This window comes from Tardiphaga sp. 866_E4_N1_4 (genome assembly GCF_052076075.1).
GTDB lineage: Bacteria > Pseudomonadota > Alphaproteobacteria > Rhizobiales > Xanthobacteraceae > Tardiphaga > Tardiphaga robiniae.
In genome coordinates, this window is sequence record NZ_CP197242.1 from 3,683,003 (window position 1) to 3,701,180 (window position 18,178).

Annotated in this window: 16 protein-coding genes; 6 read left to right on the top strand and 10 right to left on the bottom strand. The window is 63.2% G+C overall.

The features are described from left to right. Window positions 1-18 precede the first annotated feature (18 nt). The 4 genes from AB8B20_RS17970 to AB8B20_RS17985 all read right to left on the bottom strand — a co-directional run bounded on the left by AB8B20_RS17970 (window position 19) and on the right by AB8B20_RS17985 (window position 2,344). Complete coding sequence (locus AB8B20_RS17970; protein ID WP_439074443.1) at window positions 19-330, bottom strand: hypothetical protein; 312 nt, start codon at window positions 328-330, stop codon at window positions 19-21. A 252-nt stretch (window positions 331-582) separates the two neighbouring features. Next, window positions 583-855: a hypothetical protein gene (locus tag AB8B20_RS17975; RefSeq protein ID WP_439074442.1), complete on the bottom strand. Its 273-nt coding sequence runs from the start codon at window positions 853-855 to the stop codon at window positions 583-585. 331 nt (window positions 856-1,186) lie between these two features. Beyond that, window positions 1,187-1,840 carry a dihydrofolate reductase family protein gene (locus AB8B20_RS17980; RefSeq protein ID WP_175368095.1) on the bottom strand — a complete coding sequence of 218 codons (654 nt, stop codon included), beginning with the start codon at window positions 1,838-1,840 and terminating at the stop codon, window positions 1,187-1,189. A gap of 60 nt (window positions 1,841-1,900) precedes the next feature. After that, the gene (locus AB8B20_RS17985; RefSeq protein WP_120287396.1) at window positions 1,901-2,344 is read right to left on the bottom strand and encodes an SRPBCC family protein; all 444 of its coding nucleotides are present in this window, start codon (window positions 2,342-2,344) and stop codon (window positions 1,901-1,903) included. A gap of 541 nt (window positions 2,345-2,885) precedes the next feature. On the opposite strand from AB8B20_RS17985, the gene AB8B20_RS17990 reads away from it, so the two are divergent. Then, entirely contained in the window at window positions 2,886-3,218 is a 333-nt protein-coding gene (locus tag AB8B20_RS17990) for a PepSY domain-containing protein (RefSeq protein WP_068729486.1), read from the top strand. A 245-nt stretch (window positions 3,219-3,463) separates the two neighbouring features. On the opposite strand, the gene AB8B20_RS17995 is transcribed toward AB8B20_RS17990, so the two are convergent. Together AB8B20_RS17995 and AB8B20_RS18000 are read right to left on the bottom strand one after the other, a co-directional pair. Then, window positions 3,464-4,096 (bottom strand): HAD-IA family hydrolase, encoded by a 633-nt coding sequence (locus AB8B20_RS17995; protein WP_439074441.1) that lies wholly within the window; start codon window positions 4,094-4,096, stop codon window positions 3,464-3,466. 280 nt (window positions 4,097-4,376) lie between these two features. Next, a complete protein-coding gene (locus tag AB8B20_RS18000; protein ID WP_231078897.1) occupies window positions 4,377-5,303 on the bottom strand; it encodes an AraC family transcriptional regulator in 927 nt (308 codons plus the stop codon). A 379-nt stretch (window positions 5,304-5,682) separates the two neighbouring features. On the opposite strand from AB8B20_RS18000, the gene AB8B20_RS18005 reads away from it, so the two are divergent. The 3 genes from AB8B20_RS18005 to AB8B20_RS18015 all read left to right on the top strand — a co-directional run bounded on the left by AB8B20_RS18005 (window position 5,683) and on the right by AB8B20_RS18015 (window position 10,988). Then, window positions 5,683-6,402 (top strand): SDR family NAD(P)-dependent oxidoreductase, encoded by a 720-nt coding sequence (locus AB8B20_RS18005; RefSeq protein WP_439074440.1) that lies wholly within the window; start codon window positions 5,683-5,685, stop codon window positions 6,400-6,402. 240 nt (window positions 6,403-6,642) lie between these two features. After that, a complete protein-coding gene (locus AB8B20_RS18010) occupies window positions 6,643-8,133 on the top strand; it encodes a sensor domain-containing diguanylate cyclase (protein ID WP_231078895.1) in 1,491 nt (496 codons plus the stop codon). Window positions 8,134-8,258: 125 nt separating this feature from the next. After that, a complete protein-coding gene (locus tag AB8B20_RS18015; protein WP_439074439.1) occupies window positions 8,259-10,988 on the top strand; it encodes a bifunctional diguanylate cyclase/phosphodiesterase in 2,730 nt (909 codons plus the stop codon). A 68-nt stretch (window positions 10,989-11,056) separates the two neighbouring features. Here the strand turns inward: AB8B20_RS18015 and AB8B20_RS18020 are convergent, their stop codons facing one another. The 3 genes from AB8B20_RS18020 to cobS form a co-directional block, all read right to left on the bottom strand. Then, on the bottom strand, window positions 11,057-12,109 hold the full coding sequence (locus AB8B20_RS18020; RefSeq protein WP_439074438.1) for an esterase-like activity of phytase family protein: 1,053 nt from the start codon (window positions 12,107-12,109) through the stop codon (window positions 11,057-11,059). A gap of 50 nt (window positions 12,110-12,159) precedes the next feature. Next, window positions 12,160-14,061 carry a cobaltochelatase subunit CobT gene (gene cobT / locus AB8B20_RS18025; RefSeq protein WP_093758161.1) on the bottom strand — a complete coding sequence of 634 codons (1,902 nt, stop codon included), beginning with the start codon at window positions 14,059-14,061 and terminating at the stop codon, window positions 12,160-12,162. Window positions 14,062-14,158: 97 nt separating this feature from the next. After that, a complete protein-coding gene (gene cobS / locus AB8B20_RS18030) occupies window positions 14,159-15,166 on the bottom strand; it encodes a cobaltochelatase subunit CobS (RefSeq protein ID WP_068729504.1) in 1,008 nt (335 codons plus the stop codon). A 297-nt stretch (window positions 15,167-15,463) separates the two neighbouring features. Here cobS and AB8B20_RS18035 point away from each other — a divergent pair, with 297 nt between their 5' ends. Then, on the top strand, window positions 15,464-16,114 hold the full coding sequence (locus AB8B20_RS18035) for a DedA family protein (RefSeq protein ID WP_439074437.1): 651 nt from the start codon (window positions 15,464-15,466) through the stop codon (window positions 16,112-16,114). Between the two features lie 139 nt (window positions 16,115-16,253). Then, on the top strand, window positions 16,254-17,216 hold the full coding sequence (locus tag AB8B20_RS18040; RefSeq protein ID WP_093757526.1) for an acetyl-CoA carboxylase carboxyltransferase subunit alpha: 963 nt from the start codon (window positions 16,254-16,256) through the stop codon (window positions 17,214-17,216). 12 nt (window positions 17,217-17,228) lie between these two features. Here AB8B20_RS18040 and AB8B20_RS18045 read toward each other — a convergent pair whose 3' ends face one another. Next, window positions 17,229-18,176 (bottom strand): GlxA family transcriptional regulator, encoded by a 948-nt coding sequence (locus AB8B20_RS18045; protein ID WP_439074436.1) that lies wholly within the window; start codon window positions 18,174-18,176, stop codon window positions 17,229-17,231. Between the last annotated feature and the right edge of the window lie 2 nt (window positions 18,177-18,178).

Consider the following 18,178-nt stretch of genomic DNA (forward strand, 5'->3'; position numbering starts at 1 on the left):
AAATTCTTTGTGCAAACTTCAACGAACGTCAAAATAGCTCGCGGACTTGGCGCCGAGCGTAATATTCTCGGGTCGAGATTTTAGAAATTGCTTTACGATAAGCGGGAGAGACACTCCAAATACAAAAACTTCTCTTAGCTTGGGCGGGTCCTTGGCGTCATCGAACCAGACAAGCGCCACCAGTCCACTGGACGCATCGTGATCTTCGCGGACAACGTCCGTCAGAAGACCGCTGGCGTGCATGTCACGCGCCGTTTCCAGCAGCTCCAGGGTCAGGCGGGTGTTGCGCTTTGTCGCGCGTGTTGTCCCGGCCTTTTTGCCGGCCGTCATCGCCAGCTTTTTCGCGCCCTTTGTTAGTCGGGTCTTTTAGCTGTCGAGGTCCATCCCGAACCTCTCGTCTGATCGAGATATCACGTGATTGGTAACATTGAGCAGATGGATCGCCCGTCTGCCATGAGCCCCCTCACCGCCGCGAAGACGCGGCGACCTCTCCCCGGCGGGGAGAGGTGCGGCACCGCCCTGATGTGCACGCGAAGCCCTTTCGAAAATGAAAGACGCGGCGATATCGGTACGAGGTGCCGGTCAACGAAGTGAGCGAGCGGTTTCGGTCCGGGTTGGTGCCGTCGCGGTCGTCATTTCCGTCCGCGGTGCCAGAACTCTCAGCTGATGCAGAGACGCCGTGGAGGTTGGCGCTGCCGACTGTTCCTGGACGTTCGCAGCTCCCAGCACGCGAACCTGCACCGCCGATATCGGCAAACCCGCCGATCCATAGGTCGGCAACTCCGCAGCGAAGCCGGCGCAGCCACCCGCAATCGAGATCACGGCCGCGACGGCGATCGATAAAGTCTTCTTCACTGTTAATCTCCTCGTAGGATTGAATGAGGAGCCTAGACTTCTTTTGCTGCATTGCACAGTTCAATACCGCATTGCAACATTGCAGTTTCCGCGCATCGCGCCAGCCAGCCCCGGCCTCCCGAGGCTGCCCCGGCGCGACCTGAGGTGCTTTACGAATAACGAATATTCCGATCACAGACTGCGACGAAACGGTCATCATCGATCTGGTGGTCTCGGCACTTCCCTACGTCAAACGAACCATCGGTTCCTCATGTCGTGGATCGCGCCGTTACCGAACGCCTTCGGCAGTTCGACGACATGGCATTTTGGGATCGGTTTCTGGCGCAGTTTCTCATCGCGGTGTGTGCTTTCGAGCGAATGTCATGTGTGCGACCCCGCCCGGAGAGGATGTCGTCTCGATCTCGTAGTCCTTCTCAAGACCCTCCACGCCATCCCATAGGCGCACGCCTCGGCCGAGCAGGATCGGAACCACCACGATGTGCATGTGATCGACGAGCCCGGCGGCAAGGAAGTCGCGGATCGTGGTGGGACCGCCGCCGATGCGCACGTCCTTGCCGGCCGCAGCCTCGCGGGCCGTCTCAAGGGCCTCGGCAGGCGAAGCGTCGATGAAGTGGAACACCGTGCCGCCCTCCATTTCAATCGATGCGCGCGGATGATGGGTGAGGACGAAGACCGGCGTATGGAACGGCGGGTTGGGACCCCACCAGCCTTTCCAGTCCGGATCCTCATGCCATGTGGGGGGACCGAACTTCCTGGCGCCCATGATCTCGGCGCCGATCCCGGGCGCGAACAGCCGCAGGAATGCGTCGTCGATGCCCGCCGTGCCGCCGGGCTGGCCGAGCATCTGGCGACCCCATCGGGTCGCGAACATCCATTGGTGCAGCCGCTCGCCGGCGTGACCGAACGGCGCGTCAAGGCTCTGGCCTTCGCCGGTGGCGAAACCGTCGAGCGAGACGGAGACATGTTGGACACGGGCGAGTGCCATGGCTGGCGCTCCTTCCTGCTGTTGATTGAATTTCCCCAAGCCGTTCCGGAAGCGACGGCGCTACTGGTTGATCTCGGGCTCGACGAGTTTCGTGAGCTTGCGCAGGGATTCCTGCCAGCCGAGATAGCAGGCCTCGGCCGGGATCACGTCGGGCACGCCCTGCTGCTCGATGTTCACCTCCGTGCCGACAGACACGGCCTTCAACGTCACCGTGACCTTCATCTCGCCCGGCAGGTTGGGATCATCGAAGCGGTCGGTGTAGACGAGACGCTCACCGGGAACGAGCTCCAGATAGGTCCCGCCAAAGGCGTGACTGCCGCCCGTGGTGAAGTTCCGGAATGACATCCTGTGATGGCCACCGACCTTCGCATCCAGCTCATGGACGGTGCAGGTGAATCCGTAGGGTGGGAGCCAGCTCGCAATCGCGTCAGGCTCGAGGAACGCGCGATAGAGCTTCTGCGGCCTGGCGGCAATGACGCGATGCAGACGGATCGTGCTGGGCATGGGCTTCTTCCTGTGGCTCGGTTACTTCGGTTGTCGTCGGGCGGGCAGCTTCCGCCGCCCGATACATCCATGACGAACGGGCCCGTCAGGCCCCGACATCTCAGCGGAATAAAAATCCTGACAGTCTCTATATCGCGCTGAAGGATGCGCCCGGCGCCGGGAAATCGTCGCGGGCTGGTGGTCGATCTCGACGCCAACGGCGATGTGGTGGGCTTCGCTATCGATCAGGCATCCGGCAAGCTCGACCTCACGCGAATCGAGACGTTCGCGCTGCCAGCGGTGAGCGCAGCAGAGTAAGCGCAAAGCCCCTCACCCGCGGACGTTGCGGTTTTTCACCAACGCTTTGCCAGCTTTCTTTGTCATCACTGACCTCGACCAAAAATCTCATTCGTGAGAGTGCTGATGTGCTGCTGCCAGTATAGCGCATCACCGCTTTTCCCGCACCAAATCGCCTCATTTCCTCCGGGAACGCAGTGCAGCGTGCACCGTTCTTAACCCGGTTGCGCCGCATGCGGCGCGTGGGACAGATGAGGAGATTTCGATGCAACAGATTTTGAAGAAGGCCGTATTTTCGAAGGCCTTGCTTCCGCTGGCACTGGCGGGCGCGATTGGCGTCGCGGCGCCGGCCTTCGCCGCCGATGTCTATATGCGCCAGCCCGCGCCGCGCGCGGCCGTGGTGGTGCCATCGGGCCCGCTGACGCTGCAGGATGCGCTGGCGATCGCGTCGGGGATCGGCGTGGTGACGGTGCAGAACACCCATTTCGACGACAACGAATGGGAGATCGAGGGCCGCGATCAATACGGCAAGTGGATTCAGGTCGACATCGATGCGCGCACCGGCGAAGTGCGCCATGTGGACCGTTCGATTATCTGATCGGGTGGGAAGTGAGCAAGCGGCGCGCGATGAGCGCGCCGTTTGTTTTTGTGTAGTGTAGTGCGAGGTTGCGATTGAAGCGCGGCTGCGCGTGTTCATCGTCCCCTCTCCCCTTGCGGGAGAGGGTGGCGCGAAGCGCCGGGAGAGGGGTTGCCACAAGCTACCGAGTCCGTGGCTACCCCCCTCCCCGACCCTCCCCCGCAAGGGGGGAGGGAGCACTGCTGTCCGCGCGTCGCTTCGCGGCTTCAGGTCAGCTTCAATCCCGTCGCGGCTTCGAGCTCTGCGATCGCCTGCGCACCACTCGTCACCTTGATCGTGGTCATCCCCAGTTCGCGCGCGGGCTTGAGGTTGACGCCGAGGTCATCGAGATAGACGCAATGTTTCGGATCGACTGACAGTTTGTCGGTCATCATCGTGTAGATGCGCGGATCGGGCTTGCGCAGGCCGATCTTGGCGGATTCGATGACGTGATCGAACAGCACCATCACCTCGGCCACATAGAGCGCGCGGCCGTCGGTCGAGCCCATGGCATTGGCCGGCAGGTTGTTGGTGATGCAGCCGGTCTTGAATGTTTGCTTGATGCGGCGCAGCGCCTCGACCATTTCGGGGCGGATCTCGCCTTTCAGCAGCTTGACCACATCGCGGCCGGGCACTTCGGCGCCGAGCGCTTTGGACTCGGCGGCGAACAGCGCATCGAAAGTGGCGAGATCGATTTCGGCGCGCTCGAATTTCGCCCAGGCATTCTCGAAATGGTTGTCCGCATTGGTGCGGCGGATGATGTCCTTCGGCAGGCCATGGCTCTGCTCGTAATGCGCAAAGGCCTCGAAGGGCGAGGAGGTGATCACCCCGCCGAAATCAAAGATCACCGCAGAGATCATGTGTTTCCCTTGTTGTTGCTTCGTTGTCGTGCGTGGCCGCGCGCGCTTCACACTCCGACGTCATACGCGGGCTTGACCCGCGTATCCATCTTTACTGAGCTTGACCATCAAGGTGGATTGCCGGGTCATCTAGCGAAGCTCGCTTCGCGCTGCCCGGCAATGACGTGGGGAGAGTTGGCAGCGTCGCCGAATCGAGGGCAGCGGAGCTTGCGGAAAGTCCCCCTCACCCGGCGCTTCGCGCCGACCTCTCCCCGCAAGCGGGGCGAGGTAAAGAAGGCCGTCACCCCGCGACGCGGGCCTCGCCTCCGAGCACCGGGCCGCGCGCACTGCCGACGTCGCGGATCGGGGGCTGGCCGTAGAGCCGGGCATATTCGCGGGAGAATTGCGACGGGCTCTGATAGCCGACCGCATAGCCGGCGCTGCCGACATCGAGGCGCTCGACCAGCATCAGGCGGCGCGCCTCGTGCAAACGAAGTTGCTTCTGATACTGCATCGGCGTCATCGCGGTGACGGTTTTGAAATTGTGATGCAGCGAACTCTCGCTCATGCCGACGCGGTCGGCGAGATCCTCGATGCGGAGCGGGCTGGCATAATTGCTGCGCAGCCAGGAGATGGCCTTGGCGACCTTGTTGCTCGGGCTTTCGGCCAGCGCGATCTGCCGCAGACGCGCGCCGTAAGGGCCGACCAGCAGGCGATACAGCACTTCCTGTTCGAGCAGCGGCGCCATCACCGGAATGTCCTGCGGCCGGTCGAGCAGGCGCAGCAGCCGCAGCGTGGCGTCGAGCAGATCGGCGGAGGCCTTGGCGACGACGACGCCGCGCTCGGGGAGCTGCGGATGCGCGGGCGCATCGGCATGACCGTTGCCGAACCGGCCAAGCACCTCCTTCAACAATTGCGGATCGATCGCAAAGCCCATGCCGAGATGCGGCTGCGCTTCCGAGGCCTCGACGATGCAGGACGACATCGGCAGATCGAGCGACACCAGCACATAATCGCCGGCGGCATAGGTGTAGGTCTCGGTGCCCAGTTGCAGCCGCTTGGCGCCCTGCGCCACGAGGCCGAAACACGGCCACTGCGCGGTATGCACGAGCTGCGTCGGCTCGGTCTGCCGCTTCAGATAGAGGCTGGCGAGGCCGGTCGGATGGTCGCTGCCATTGGCGGCGTAACGGGCAATGATGTCGGCAATCTCACGAATCGTCTCGGTCACACGCAAACCCCTCAAGCGGCAGGCCTTTTATGCCGAGGTGTATCTAGGTGCAGTGCCGTGGCGGGGAAATGGCTGCGGGATCACTTTTGCAGGATCGTGCAAAACAGATGCAGGATCGCGCTAACACCGACGCGGCTGCATTTGCGATAACAGCGTCAGCCACAGAGCAGATCGGCGAGCCGCCCGCGGGCCTCGGATCTGCCAGGCCATACGGGTATCGGGTCGAACTCCCCGCCTTGCGCGTCCAGACTGTTGTCGGGGCGCGATCACGCCCGGATCGATTCCGCCTCAAAATCTACGCACACAACTGACGATCAAGACAGACATCATCCAGATCCAAGGACATGCCATGACAAGACTGGCAGGAAAAGTTGCGCTCGTGACCGGCGCCGCGGACGGCATCGGCGCGGGCATTGCGCGGCGCTTCGGCGCAGAAGGCGCGGCGGTGATCGTGCATCACGCGGACGATCCCCGCGGCGCGGCGCGCGTGGTCGCCGAAATCGTATGGCGCGGCGGCCGGGCCATCGCCGTCCAGGGCGACATCGCCCGCTGGCCGGACGTGCGGCGGCTCTATGAGGAAATCACGGCGACCTTCGGCCGGCTCGATATTCTCGTCAACAACGGCGCCCTCGCGCGCAGCGAGGTGGCGGACGTGGTGTCCGAGGACGAGTTGCACCGGCAGCGCGAGCTGAAGGTGTTCGGCGCCATGCTGCTGTGCCAGGAGGCGGTGCGGATGTTCGGCGTCGCCGGCGGCAGCATCGTCAATCTCACCGCGCTCGACGGGATTCCTACAGCGCCCGCATCGATGCCGGATCCCGGCGCGGACGCCGCCATCGATGCCATGACGCGCGGATTGTCGCGCGCCTATGGCACGCGCAACGTCCGCGTCAGCACCATCGCGCCCGGGATGCTCGGCGCGGAGGAACCCGCCGCCATCGACGTGCTCGACGGCAGCGTGCGGAACCGGCAGTTCATCGCTTTGCCCGCTGCGCGCAACCATACAACCGAAGGCATCGCGGACATCGCCGTGGCGCTGACCTGCGACGACAGCGCTGATCGTTCCGGCCGCGACATCATGGTGGCCGGCGCCATGCGGTGATGCGGGAACCCGCTTTCCGGGTTCCTCCCGACGTTTGTGGGCGTGCCTGCGCGGCACGCCCATATTTCTTTTTGCGCACTCGCCGACCAAAGCGTCTCGATTTCTTTCACATCCTATTAACCGCCCGTCACAAAACGGCGAAACGAAACTGTTGATCACCGCGTAGCTGTCAAAGAATTACCGGTTCTGATGCTATGCGTCGGTGATTGTAACGCAGTCCTTTTTGATCGACGAAAGCCAATGCTGGCCCGTAATACATCCGAGACGACCCGCCGGATCTCCCCGCGCTGGCTGCTGGCCGCTGCGGCGATCGTCGTTGTCGGATTCACAGTCATCTGCGGCAGCGTGCTGATGAGCATGCGGCGCGGCGACGAGAAGCTGGCGCACCAGACGCTCGGCAACCTCGCCTCCAGCATCGATGCCGATGTCGCCCGCAATGTGGAACTCTACGACCTCTCGCTGCGCAACGTGGTCGGCAACATGACCGAGCCGGAACTGGTCGAGATCTCGCGGCCGATGCGGCAACTGATCCTGTTCGACCATGCCGCCACCGCGCGCCACTTCGGCGCCATCCAGGTCACGGACGTCGCCGGCAACGTGACGCTGGATTCGTCGACGCTGGATCCGAAGCCGCAGAATTTCGCCGATGAGGAATTCTTCAAGGTCCACAAGCGCGATCCGCTGTTCGGCCTCTATATCTCCAAGCCGATGCTGCATCAGGGCAGTTACGGCATCGTGCTGAGCCGCCGTATTGCCGCGCGCGACGGAACTTTTCTGGGCATCGTCGCCGGCTTCATCCGCTACAGCTATTTCCACGAGATCGCCGATCGCCTGCAGCTCGAGCCGAACGACGTGATTTCCGTCATCCGGCAGGACGGCGTGTTGATCATGCGTGCACCGTTCGACATGGAGATCATCGGCCGCGATCTCAGCCGGGTCCCGGGCGTACAGAAAGCGCTGGCCTATTTCTCCGGCTTCCATATCGGCGATTCCGCGACTGACGGCGTGCGGCGTCTTTTTGTCTGGCGCGAGGGCTCGCATCCGCTGATCGTGATGGTGGGGCGGTCCACCGACGTGATCTTCGGCCAGTGGCGCAAGGAAGCGCTGCAGATCGGCGGCGCCATGGCCGCGCTCGGCCTGATCGCCTGCGCGCTGATGCTGATCCTGGCGCGCGAGATGGGCAAGCGCGGCGAAATGGAAGACAGGATGGCGCGCCTCGCCATGACCGACGGCCTCACCGGTCTCGCCAACCGACGTCATTTCGACGTGGTGATGGATAAGGAATGGCAGCGCGCCCAGCGCGCGCGTGCGCCGATCTCGCTGCTGATGATCGACGCCGACCACTTCAAGGTGTTCAACGACAATTTCGGCCATCAAGCCGGCGACCTCGTTCTGTGCGGGATCGCCTGGAGCATCGCCCGGCATGCCAAACGCGCCAGCGATTGCGCCGCGCGCTATGGCGGCGAGGAATTCGCGCTGATCCTGCCGGGCCTCTCCCTGGCCGACGCCATCGAACTCGGCGAACGGATCCGCGTCGAGGTGGGCCATCTCGAGCGCGACGGCATGACCACGACGACGATCAGCGTCGGTGCAGCGTGTCTCGTGCCGTCATCGCTGACCACGTCGAACGACCTGATCAGCAATGCCGACAGTGCGCTCTATGCCGCAAAAGCGCACGGTCGCAACCAGACATGGCCGGTCGCACCGCAGCAGAAAAGCCTTGCGGCGTAAGCAGATACCATTTGTACGGTTGTAATTAACCCGCGGTTCACCTGACTTCCTAACGCGTCTTCCACCCTTGCCCGGGTATTCCTATGCACGAGGGGTAGGAATTCATGCGGCTGCTGGGGAGGCGAATGACGAACGACGTGCGCGTTTCAGCGCCGGGCTCCGCCGAGCATGGCGATGGGCGCTCGACGACACGCCGCGCGCCGGTGCGCTGGCTCGTGCTCGTTGGCGCCGTGCTGATCATCACCATTGCCGCCGGCACGGCGATGACCGTGAACAATTTCCGTCAGCGCACGATCGATAATTCCAACCGCGAACTTGAAAACACCGTGCTGCTGCTCAGCCGGCATTTCGATCAGCAGTTCCAGGATCTGCAGCGCATCCAGAAGAGCCTCACGGCTCATCTTCTCGCCAACGGCGTGATGTCGGTCCACAGCTTTGCCAGCAGCATGTCGAGCTACGAGTCCCACATGATGCTGAAGTCGAAGGTGGATGACGAATTCGCCAACGACATCACCGTTCTCGATGCCGAAGGCCGTCTGGTCAACTGGACAGGAGCCTGGCCCGGACCGGATCTGGTGCTGGCCGACCGCGAATATTTCAAGAAACTCAAATCGCAGGGCTTCAGCCAGGACGACGAGATCGTGCAGCCGGTCCTGAGCCGCATCACCGGCCGGTGGAAGACGCTGTTCGCACGTCGCATTACAGGGCCCAAGGGTGAATTCTTCGGCATCGTGACGCGCAGCGTCGAACCGCAGCAATTCGAAAAATTCTTTGCCTCCGTCTCGCTCGGCGAGAACGCGACCATCGCGATGTTCCACCGCGATGGCACGTTGCTGGCGCGCTATCCGCAGATGAACGCATCGATCGGCAAGGTCATCAATAGCGGCCCGCTGTTGCAGCACCTGCGCTTCAGCGACGCGCCCGCGACCATCCGCACCGTCAGCCCCATCGACAATGTCGATCGGCTCGGCTCCATACGCCTGCTGCAAAACTTCCCGGTCGCGCTGATCGCCACCACATCCGTGGATGGCGCGCTGGCCGACTGGCGCGACCAGACCAAATTTCTCGTGACCCTCGCGACGCTGTCGGCCCTGATCCTAGCAGGTCTGCTGTATCTGATGATCCGTCACATCCAGCGGCAGAGCCGTGCAGCGCAGTTGCAGATGACCCTGGAGAAGAACCGCCTCGACACCGCCATCAACAACATGACGCAAGGCCTGTTGTTGTTCGATGCGCAGGCGCGCGTGGTGGTGTGCAACCAGCGCTATCTCGACATGTACGGGCTATCGCGCGAGGTCATCACACCGGGCCGTCCGTTCCGTGACGTGATCGCGCATCGCAAGGAGACCGGCTCGTTTGAGGGAGACGTCGACGCCTATGTCGCGGAGGTGATGCGCGACGTGGGACGTTCGAGCATCAATGTCATGCACACCGCGGACGGTCGGGCGATCCAGATTTCGTCGCGACCGGTGGCCGATGGCGGCTGGGTCGCGACCCATGAAGACATCACCGAGCGGCGCAATGCCGAGGAGAAGATCGCGCATCTGGCGCATTACGATGCGCTGACCGACCTGCCGAACCGCACGCTGTTCCGCAACGAACTCGAACACGAATTGAAGCGCGTCGCGCGCGGCGCGCAATGCGCGGTGCTCTATATCGACATCGACGAATTCAAGGGTATCAACGACTCGCTCGGCCATCCCGTCGGCGACGAACTGCTCAAGGGCATCGCGCTGCGGCTGCGCGGCTGCGTGCGCGGCTCCGACGTGGTGGCGCGGCTCGGCGGCGACGAATTCGCCATCGTGCAGACTGGCGTCGAGAGCCATGCCGACATCACCGATCTTGTCGGCCGCATCTATGATGCGATCCGCCAGCCATTCGATTGTCTCGGCCACAGCCTGCTTACCGACGCGTCGATCGGCATCGCGCTGGCGCCGCGCGACGGCGCAGATCTCGATACGCTGCTGAAGAACGCCGACCTTGCGATGTATGGCGCCAAAGCCGACGGCCGCCGTACTTTCCGCTTCTTCGAGCCCGAAATGGATGCGCGGGTGCAGGCCCGTCGCTCGCTGGAGCTTGAACTGCGTCACGCGGCGGGTGATGGCGGGTTCGCCAAAGGCGGCTTCGAAGTCTATTATCAACCGCTGCTGACCCTGCGCGACGACACCATCGTAGGCTGCGAGGCCCTGCTGCGCTGGCGCCACCCCGAACGCGGCATGATCTCCCCGGCAGAGTTCATTCCGGTCGCCGAAGATATCGGCATCATCAATGAACTCGGCGAATGGGTAATGAACACCGCCTGCGCCGAGGCCGCCAGCTGGCCCTGCGACATCCGGGTGGCGGTCAATGTCTCGCCGGTCCAGTTCCGCTGCGCGTCGCTCGCCCTGAAGGTGACCACCGCCCTCGCCGCTTCCGGCCTGCCGGCACGGCGGCTGGAGCTCGAAATCACCGAGGCCGTGCTGATCCGCGACGACGAGACTGCGCTGGAAATCCTGCACGGGTTGCGCGAGATCGGCGTGCGCATTGCGCTGGACGATTTCGGCACCGGCTATTCCAGCCTGAGCTATCTGCAGCGCTTCCCGTTCGACAAGATCAAGATCGACCGTTGTTTCGTGACCGATATCGCCGATGCACAGGGCTCGTCCTCGATCGTGCAGGCCGTGGTCAATATCGCGAGTTCGCGCAACATGACGACGACGGCCGAAGGCGTCGAAACGCCCCGGCAGAAGGAGCTGCTGCGCGCGCTCGGCTGCACCGAGATGCAGGGCTATCTGTTCAGCCCCGCCAAGCCCGCAAGCGAACTGCGCGACTTGCTGATCGCCCATCAGGCCAAGCAGTCCGAGGCTGCGGCCTGACCTCCCATAGCGTTTTCGAGCGAAGTGGATGCCGGTTCGCATTAAGAAAACGCGTCAGAACCAAGACTCTATTCCAGCAGCGTGAACTGCATCAGCAGGGTTCGCTGCAGCATCGAGAAATTGTCGTCCGAGATCAGCGTCAGCACCGTGTCGCCCTCCGGCGTGACATGGACATCGAGCCCCTCGAAATTGTCGATCTCGTAGCCGAGATCCGCATCGAAGATGGTGGGACCGTCGATGACGGCCTCCGGCACGATCGATGCGAGGGGAATGCGGCGGATGCGGACGCCGGTGTCGCCGAACAGCGAGAACTTACGTTCCAGCAGCAGCAGATCGCCGGATGGCAGCAGCGCCGCATCGCTGATGTCGTAATTTTTGGTGCGGCGGACCGAGAAATTCGCCGGCGCCTTGCCGCCGATGATCCAGGCCGAGATATTCCCGGCGCTGTCGAGCCCGCGCTCCGAGATCGCCAGCAGCATGCCGGCCAGCGGTGAAGACTTGAACCTGTCCTTGCGCACCATCACCAGCGCTTCGAGACTGCCATTGCTGGGCAGCTTGCGCATGCCCGGCGGCTGCGGGATCGGTTCGCCCCGGGCGCGCACGCCATCGCGGCCGAAGTCGAATTTCAGGATCTGATGCACGCGTTCGAGGCCGATATAGACCGTCGGCCCGTCCACCGCGATGGACTCGGTATCGTACCAGCCGCGCGCGGTGATCGGCCTGCCGTCGGCGCCCAGCATCGGCGCCGCCTCGACATCGACAATGCCGACCATGGCATCGCCGCTATAGACGATCTTGCCGGTGAACCAGTTGCCCTTGTCGCTGATGGCGATGAAACCCTCACCCTTGTCATCCAGGCGAAGACCGGAGATGCCGCCGAAGTCCTTGTAGCGCGACGTCAGGACCAATCCGCTGCGATATTGCAGCGACCCGAACCTTGTATGCGCGCGATCACGCGTATCGAAAGCCGGGATCGGCCGCGCTTCGATCTCGATCGACACCGGCGCACGGGCCGATGGCGTTGCCGGCACCGGCACGGGCTGCGCACGGGCAAGCGACGGCAGCGCGGCTGCTGAAGCCGCGACTGCAAGAAAATGACGACGGGTGAGATCAGTGGTCAAGCGATGGCCCTGGAGGATGGGTAGAGCAAAGCAAAACCCATCCTATAAGCCTAATGCGTTCTGCGTCGCCGACCATGGGTCGGTGCAGGCCCTGCCGTTTCGCTGAACAATTCGGCCAGCTTCTCGGTAATGGCGCCGCCGAGTTCTTCGGCGTCGACGATGGTCACAGCGCGGCGGTAGTAGCGCGTCACGTCATGGCCGATGCCGATGGCGATCAGTTCGACCGGCGAGCGGGTCTCGATCTCCTCGATGATGTGGCGCAGATGGCGCTCCAGATAGTTGCCGGGATTGACCGACAACGTGCTGTCATCCACCGGCGCGCCGTCGGAGATCATCATCAGGATCTTGCGCTGCTCGGGACGACCGAGCAGGCGCTTGTGCGCCCAGTCGAGCGCCTCGCCGTCGATGTTCTCCTTGAGCAGACCTTCGCGCATCATCAGGCCGAGATTCTTGCGCGCGCGGCGCCACGGCGCGTCCGCCGACTTGTAGATGATGTGACGGAGATCGTTGAGGCGGCCGGGATTGGCCGGCTTGCCGGCGCCGAGCCACGCTTCACGCGACTGCCCGCCCTTCCAGGCGCGCGTCGTGAAGCCGAGGATTTCCACCTTGACGCCGCAACGCTCCAGCGTGCGCGCGAGAATGTCGGCGCAGGTCGCAGCGACCGTGATAGGGCGACCGCGCATCGAACCGGAATTGTCCAACAGCAGCGTCACCACCGTATCGCGGAACGTCGCTTCCTTCTCATGCATGAAGGACAGCGGATGATGCGGGTCGGTCACCACGCGTGACAGACGCGCGGGATCGAGGATGCCTTCCTCGAGGTCGAAGTCCCAGGCGCGGTTCTGCTGCGCCATCAGCTTGCGCTGCAGGCGGTTGGCGAGGCGCGCGACGACGCCCTGCAGATGTGCGAGCTGCTTGTCGAGATAGGAGCGCAGCCGTTCGAGCTCGTCGTGATCGCAGAGGTCTTCGGCTGCGATGACTTCGTCGAATTTCGGCGCGAAGGCGTGATATTCGGGACCGCGCGGCTCGTTCGCGCCGCGCGAATTCGGACGCGTGGCTTCCCCGGGCGTTTCGTCGTCGCCCATCTCGCCGTCTTCGTCGAACGTGTCCGATGCGGAGGCCTGCGCGCTCTCCATCGAACTGTCGGACATTTCGTCGGACGACTGCTGCGCCTGATCGGCGCTCATTTCCTGCGAGGCGTCGCTCTCGGGCGAGCCTTCGGCACCGGCCTGATCGTTCTCGCCCTGGCGCTCGTCGTCCTCGCTCTCCTCGTCATCCGGCTCGGCATTGCGATCGTCGCCGAGCTCCAGCGCCGACAGCAGGTCATGCACGGCATCGCCGAACTTGGCCTGGTTCTCCGCGAACCGATCGAGCTGGTCGAGGCGATCGCTGATCTTGTCTTCGAGGACCGGCCGCCAGAGGTCGACCATCTTCTTCGCGGCGGCCGGCGGCGCCATGCCGGTCAGGCGCTCGCGCACCAGCATCGCCAGCGCATCGGCCAGCGGCGCATCGGCGCGGTCGGTGATTTCGTCGAACTTGCCGCGATGGAAATGATCGTCGAGCATCGCCGTGAGGTTCTTGGCCACGCCGGCCATGCGGCGCGACCCGAGCGCTTCCACGCGGGCCTGCTCGACGGCTTCGAACACACCGCGCGCCTGCGGATTCCCCGGCATCAGCTTGCGGTGAACCTTGGGATCGTGACAGGCGAGTTTGAGCGCGATCGAATCCGCGTGGCCGCGCACGATGGCGGCGTCGCGCTTGCTCATTTTTCGCGCGGGTTCAGGAAGACGGGCTTTGCCCGGTGAGAGACCCGGCCGCTCGGCCGCGAAAGTCACTTCAAGCTCCGGCGCTTTGGCGATGGCGCGCAAACACGACGTCACCGCGCGCTTGAACGGCTCGGTCGGCGCTTCCTTGGAGCCGGGGCGGAATTTGTTGGTCGTCGTCGTGCTCATCGCAGCCTTTGCGCGGGTCGTCACCGCGCGTGCGGGAGCAACCGATTGAATGCGGAGGTGCATTCCCCTCTCTTGGAAGAGAGGGGAAGAAGACGTCTTAGCTCAGCGCCACATTCACCGAGCTTTCCGCCAGCTCTGCATTGAAGCAGCGCTGATAGAATTCGGCGACCAGCGGACGCTCGAGTTCGTCGCACTTGTTCAGGAAGGTCACGCGGAACGCGAAGCCGATATCGTTGAAGATGTCGGCATTCTCGGCCCAGGTGATCACCGTACGCGGGCTCATTACCGTCGACAGATCGCCATTGGCGAAGGCGTTACGCGTGAGATCCGCAAGGCGCACCATCTTGTTGACGATGTCGCGGCCCTCGGGGTTCTGATAGTGCTTGGCCTTCGCCAGCACGATCTCGACTTCCTCGTCATGCGCCAGATAGTTCAGCGTGGTGACGATCGACCAGCGGTCCATCTGGCCCTGGTTGATCTGCTGCGTGCCGTGATAGAGACCCGACGTGTCACCGAGACCGATGGTGTTCGCGGTCGCAAACAGACGGAACGCCGGATGCGGCTTGATCACCTTGTTCTGGTCGAGCAGCGTCAGGCGGCCGGAGACTTCCAGCACGCGCTGAATGACGAACATCACGTCCGGACGGCCGGCATCGTATTCGTCGAACACCAGCGCGACATTGTGCTGCAGCGCCCAGGGCAGAATGCCGTCACGGAATTCGGTGACCTGCTTGCCGTCGCGGACCACGATGGAGTCCTTGCCGACGAGGTCGATACGGCTGATGTGGCTGTCGAGATTGACGCGCACGCAGGGCCAGTTGAGGCGGGCAGCGACCTGCTCGATATGGGTCGATTTGCCGGTGCCGTGGAAGCCCGTGACCATCACGCGACGGTTGCGCGAGAAGCCGGCGAGAATGGCAAGCGTGGTGGCGCGATCGAACCGGTAATCGGGATCGGTGTCCGGCACATGCGGATCGGATTCGGAGAAGGCAGGCACTTCGAGGTCGGAATCGATGCCGAACAATTTGCGCACCGACACCATCTTGTCGGGAATGCCAATCAACGCGTCGGTCTTTTCTTGCAGTTTGGTCGAGGCGGCGGTCATCAATCCTCCGTGGTCCCGGATATCCCGAAACCAGTCTAGTAATGGCTGCGGATGGGGTGCTTTGTGGAACGTATCAGAGAGCCGCGGCTGGACAAAGCCCAGCTCTTCATCAAAGTTCCCGAATGTTATCATCGAGATAGGTTCTAACGGCAATTTTTGGAAGTCTGCCCTGCGAATCAGCCGATGCTCCGGGTCGATCAATTTGCAGCGGTATTTGGGGATCGAACGGCGCGGCCGGCCATTTCAATCATATATGCTGTCAGTTGGCCGAGGCACCCCGCGCTGGATCGGAATTTCGTGACGTCCTTCATCGATTCCCTGACCCATTTTGTCGCCGCGCATGCCTGGCTGGGCTACCTCACTATTTTCCTCACTGCCTTGCTGGAAGCCGTGCCGGTGCTCGGAACATTCATCCCAGGCACCACGGTCATTCTGGCGCTGAGCGCCCTGATTCCGGCAGGCGACCTCGATCTCATGGCGGTGCTGGCGGCCGCCGTGGCGGGCGCCGTGCTCGGCGACGGGAGCGCATTCTGGATCGGGCATGTCCGGCAACGACAACTGCTCGACGCGTGGCCGCTTTCGAATTATCCGGGCGTGGTGGCGCAGAGCGAGGCCTTCTTCCATCGCTTCGGCACGCTGGCCGTGTTCCTCGGCCGCTTCGTTCCGCCCATCCGCGCTTTCGTGCCGGTCACGGCCGGAGCATTGGGGACCGCACCGGCGAAATTCTATGCCGTGAACATCCCCGCAGCATTGCTCTGGGCGCCGGCGCATGTGTTGCCCGGCGTGCTCGCAGTGTCGGTGCTGGACCGCTATGGCGGCATCGCCGGCCTCGAAGGCCAAGCCAAACACTACTGGATTCAGGCCGTGATCGTGGCGGCCGTGCTGGCCGGCGCCACCATCTGGTGGTGGCATCGCCGCAAGCGCAACACAGCAATGGAAACGTCATAAAAAGGCGCTTGAACGTTGAAATATCTCTTTGATTTTTCAAAGTAAATGACACCTTCGCGGCTTGACTTGCAGCCCCGATTGACTTGAAAAGCCTGCACCGGCAGTTTCGCCCGCCGTCCGTCCTTCCCATATCCAGTGAATGTCCGAACCCATGCGCAGCTATCTCGACTTTGAAAAGCCCGTCGCCGAGCTGGATTCCAAGATCGATGAATTGCGCACGCTGGCCGCCAGCGGCAGCGACATCGGCGAAGAGATCGTGCGCATCGAGGACAAGGCCGTCGCCGCGCTGCACGAGCTCTATGCGAACCTGACGCCGTGGCAGAAGACCCAGGTCGCGCGGCATCCGCAGCGCCCGCATTGCATGAATTACGTGGAAGCGCTGATCACCGAATTCACGCCGCTCGCCGGCGACCGCAAGTTCGGCGAGGATGAAGCGCTGGTGGCCGGCTTCGGCCGTTTCCGCGGCGAGAGCGTTTGCGTGCTCGGCCAGGAAAAGGGCAACACCACCGAAAGCCGGCTCAAGCATAATTTCGGCATGGCCCGCCCCGAAGGCTACCGCAAGGCAGTTCGCCTGATGGAGATGGCCGACCGTTTCAACATTCCCGTGCTGTCGCTGGTCGACACCGCCGGCGCCTATCCCGGCATCGGCGCGGAAGAGCGCGGCCAGGCTGAAGCCATCGCACGCTCCACCGATGCCTGCCTCGGCCTTGGCGTTGCCAATGTCGCTGTGATCATCGGCGAAGGCGGCTCGGGCGGCGCCATCGCCATTGCCACCGCCAACAAGGTGCTGATGCTGGAACACGCCATCTACAGCGTGATCTCGCCGGAAGCGGCATCGTCGATCCTGTGGCGCGACTCATCCAAGGCGCAGGAAGCCGCGACCAATATGAAGATCACGGCGCAGGATTTGCTGCGCTTCGGTGTGATCGATTCCATCCTGAAAGAGCCGCCGGGCGGCGCACACCGCGACCCCGCCGCCATGATTGCCATCACCGGCGACGCCATCGCCCAGGCCTTCAACGACATGCGCGGCATGGACGCGGCGACTATTCGTCAGCAGCGCCGGCAGAAGTTTCTGGATATCGGCCGCAAGATCGGCTGAGCTGACGTTCTCTCACGCGTCCATCTGAGACCGCGCATTTCGGCGGATCACCTGCGGCGGCTGGCCATAGGCGCGCAGAAATGCGCGGCGCATGCGGTCACGATCGGCAAACCCCGTCTGCTGCGCGACGGTGTCGATGGGATGCCGGCTCTGCTCCATCATCAACCGCGCGGCCTCCAGCCGCAGATGCTCGACGGCCTTGGCGGGCGATTGGCCTGTCTCGGCGTGAAAGGCGCGGCTGAACTGCCGCGGGCTGAGATTTGCGGCATCGGCGAGATCATTCACCGTCAGCGGCTTCTGCAGATTGTCCCGCGCAAAGGCAAGCGCGTTCTGGATGCGATCCGATTTCGGCGCCAATTCCAGCAACGCCGAGAACTGCGACTGACCGCCCGCGCGACGGTGATACACGACCATCTTTTTCGCGATGTTGCGCGCGACGTCCTCGCCGAGATCGGCCTCCACCATCGCCAGTGCGAGATCGATGCCCGCGGTCATGCCGGCCGAGGTCCAGATCGAACCGTCATTCACGAAGATGCGGTCTTCATCGACCCTCACTTTCGGAAATTGCTTCTGCATGTCGCGCGCATAGAACCAGTGCGTGGTCGCGCGCCGTTGATCGAGAATGCCGGCTTCGGCGAGCACGAAGGCGCCGATACAGATGGACGCAACACGCCGCGCATGTTTGGGCGCCTGTCGCACGAAATCGATCAGGCCGGGCGTCGCGGATTCGACCGTCAGACCGCCGGCAATGATCAGCGTGTCATAGGCATCAGACGCATTGAACGGTTCGGTGGTCAAACTCATGCCCAGCGAGGTGCCGACCTGACCGCCCCGCTCCGACAACACATGCAGATCATAGGTGGGCGGATCGGTCAGCATATTGGCCAGTTCAAAGACCGACATCGCCGCAAGGCTGATGGGCGAGCACCCCTGGGAAACAACAAGGCCGATGCGCTGCATGT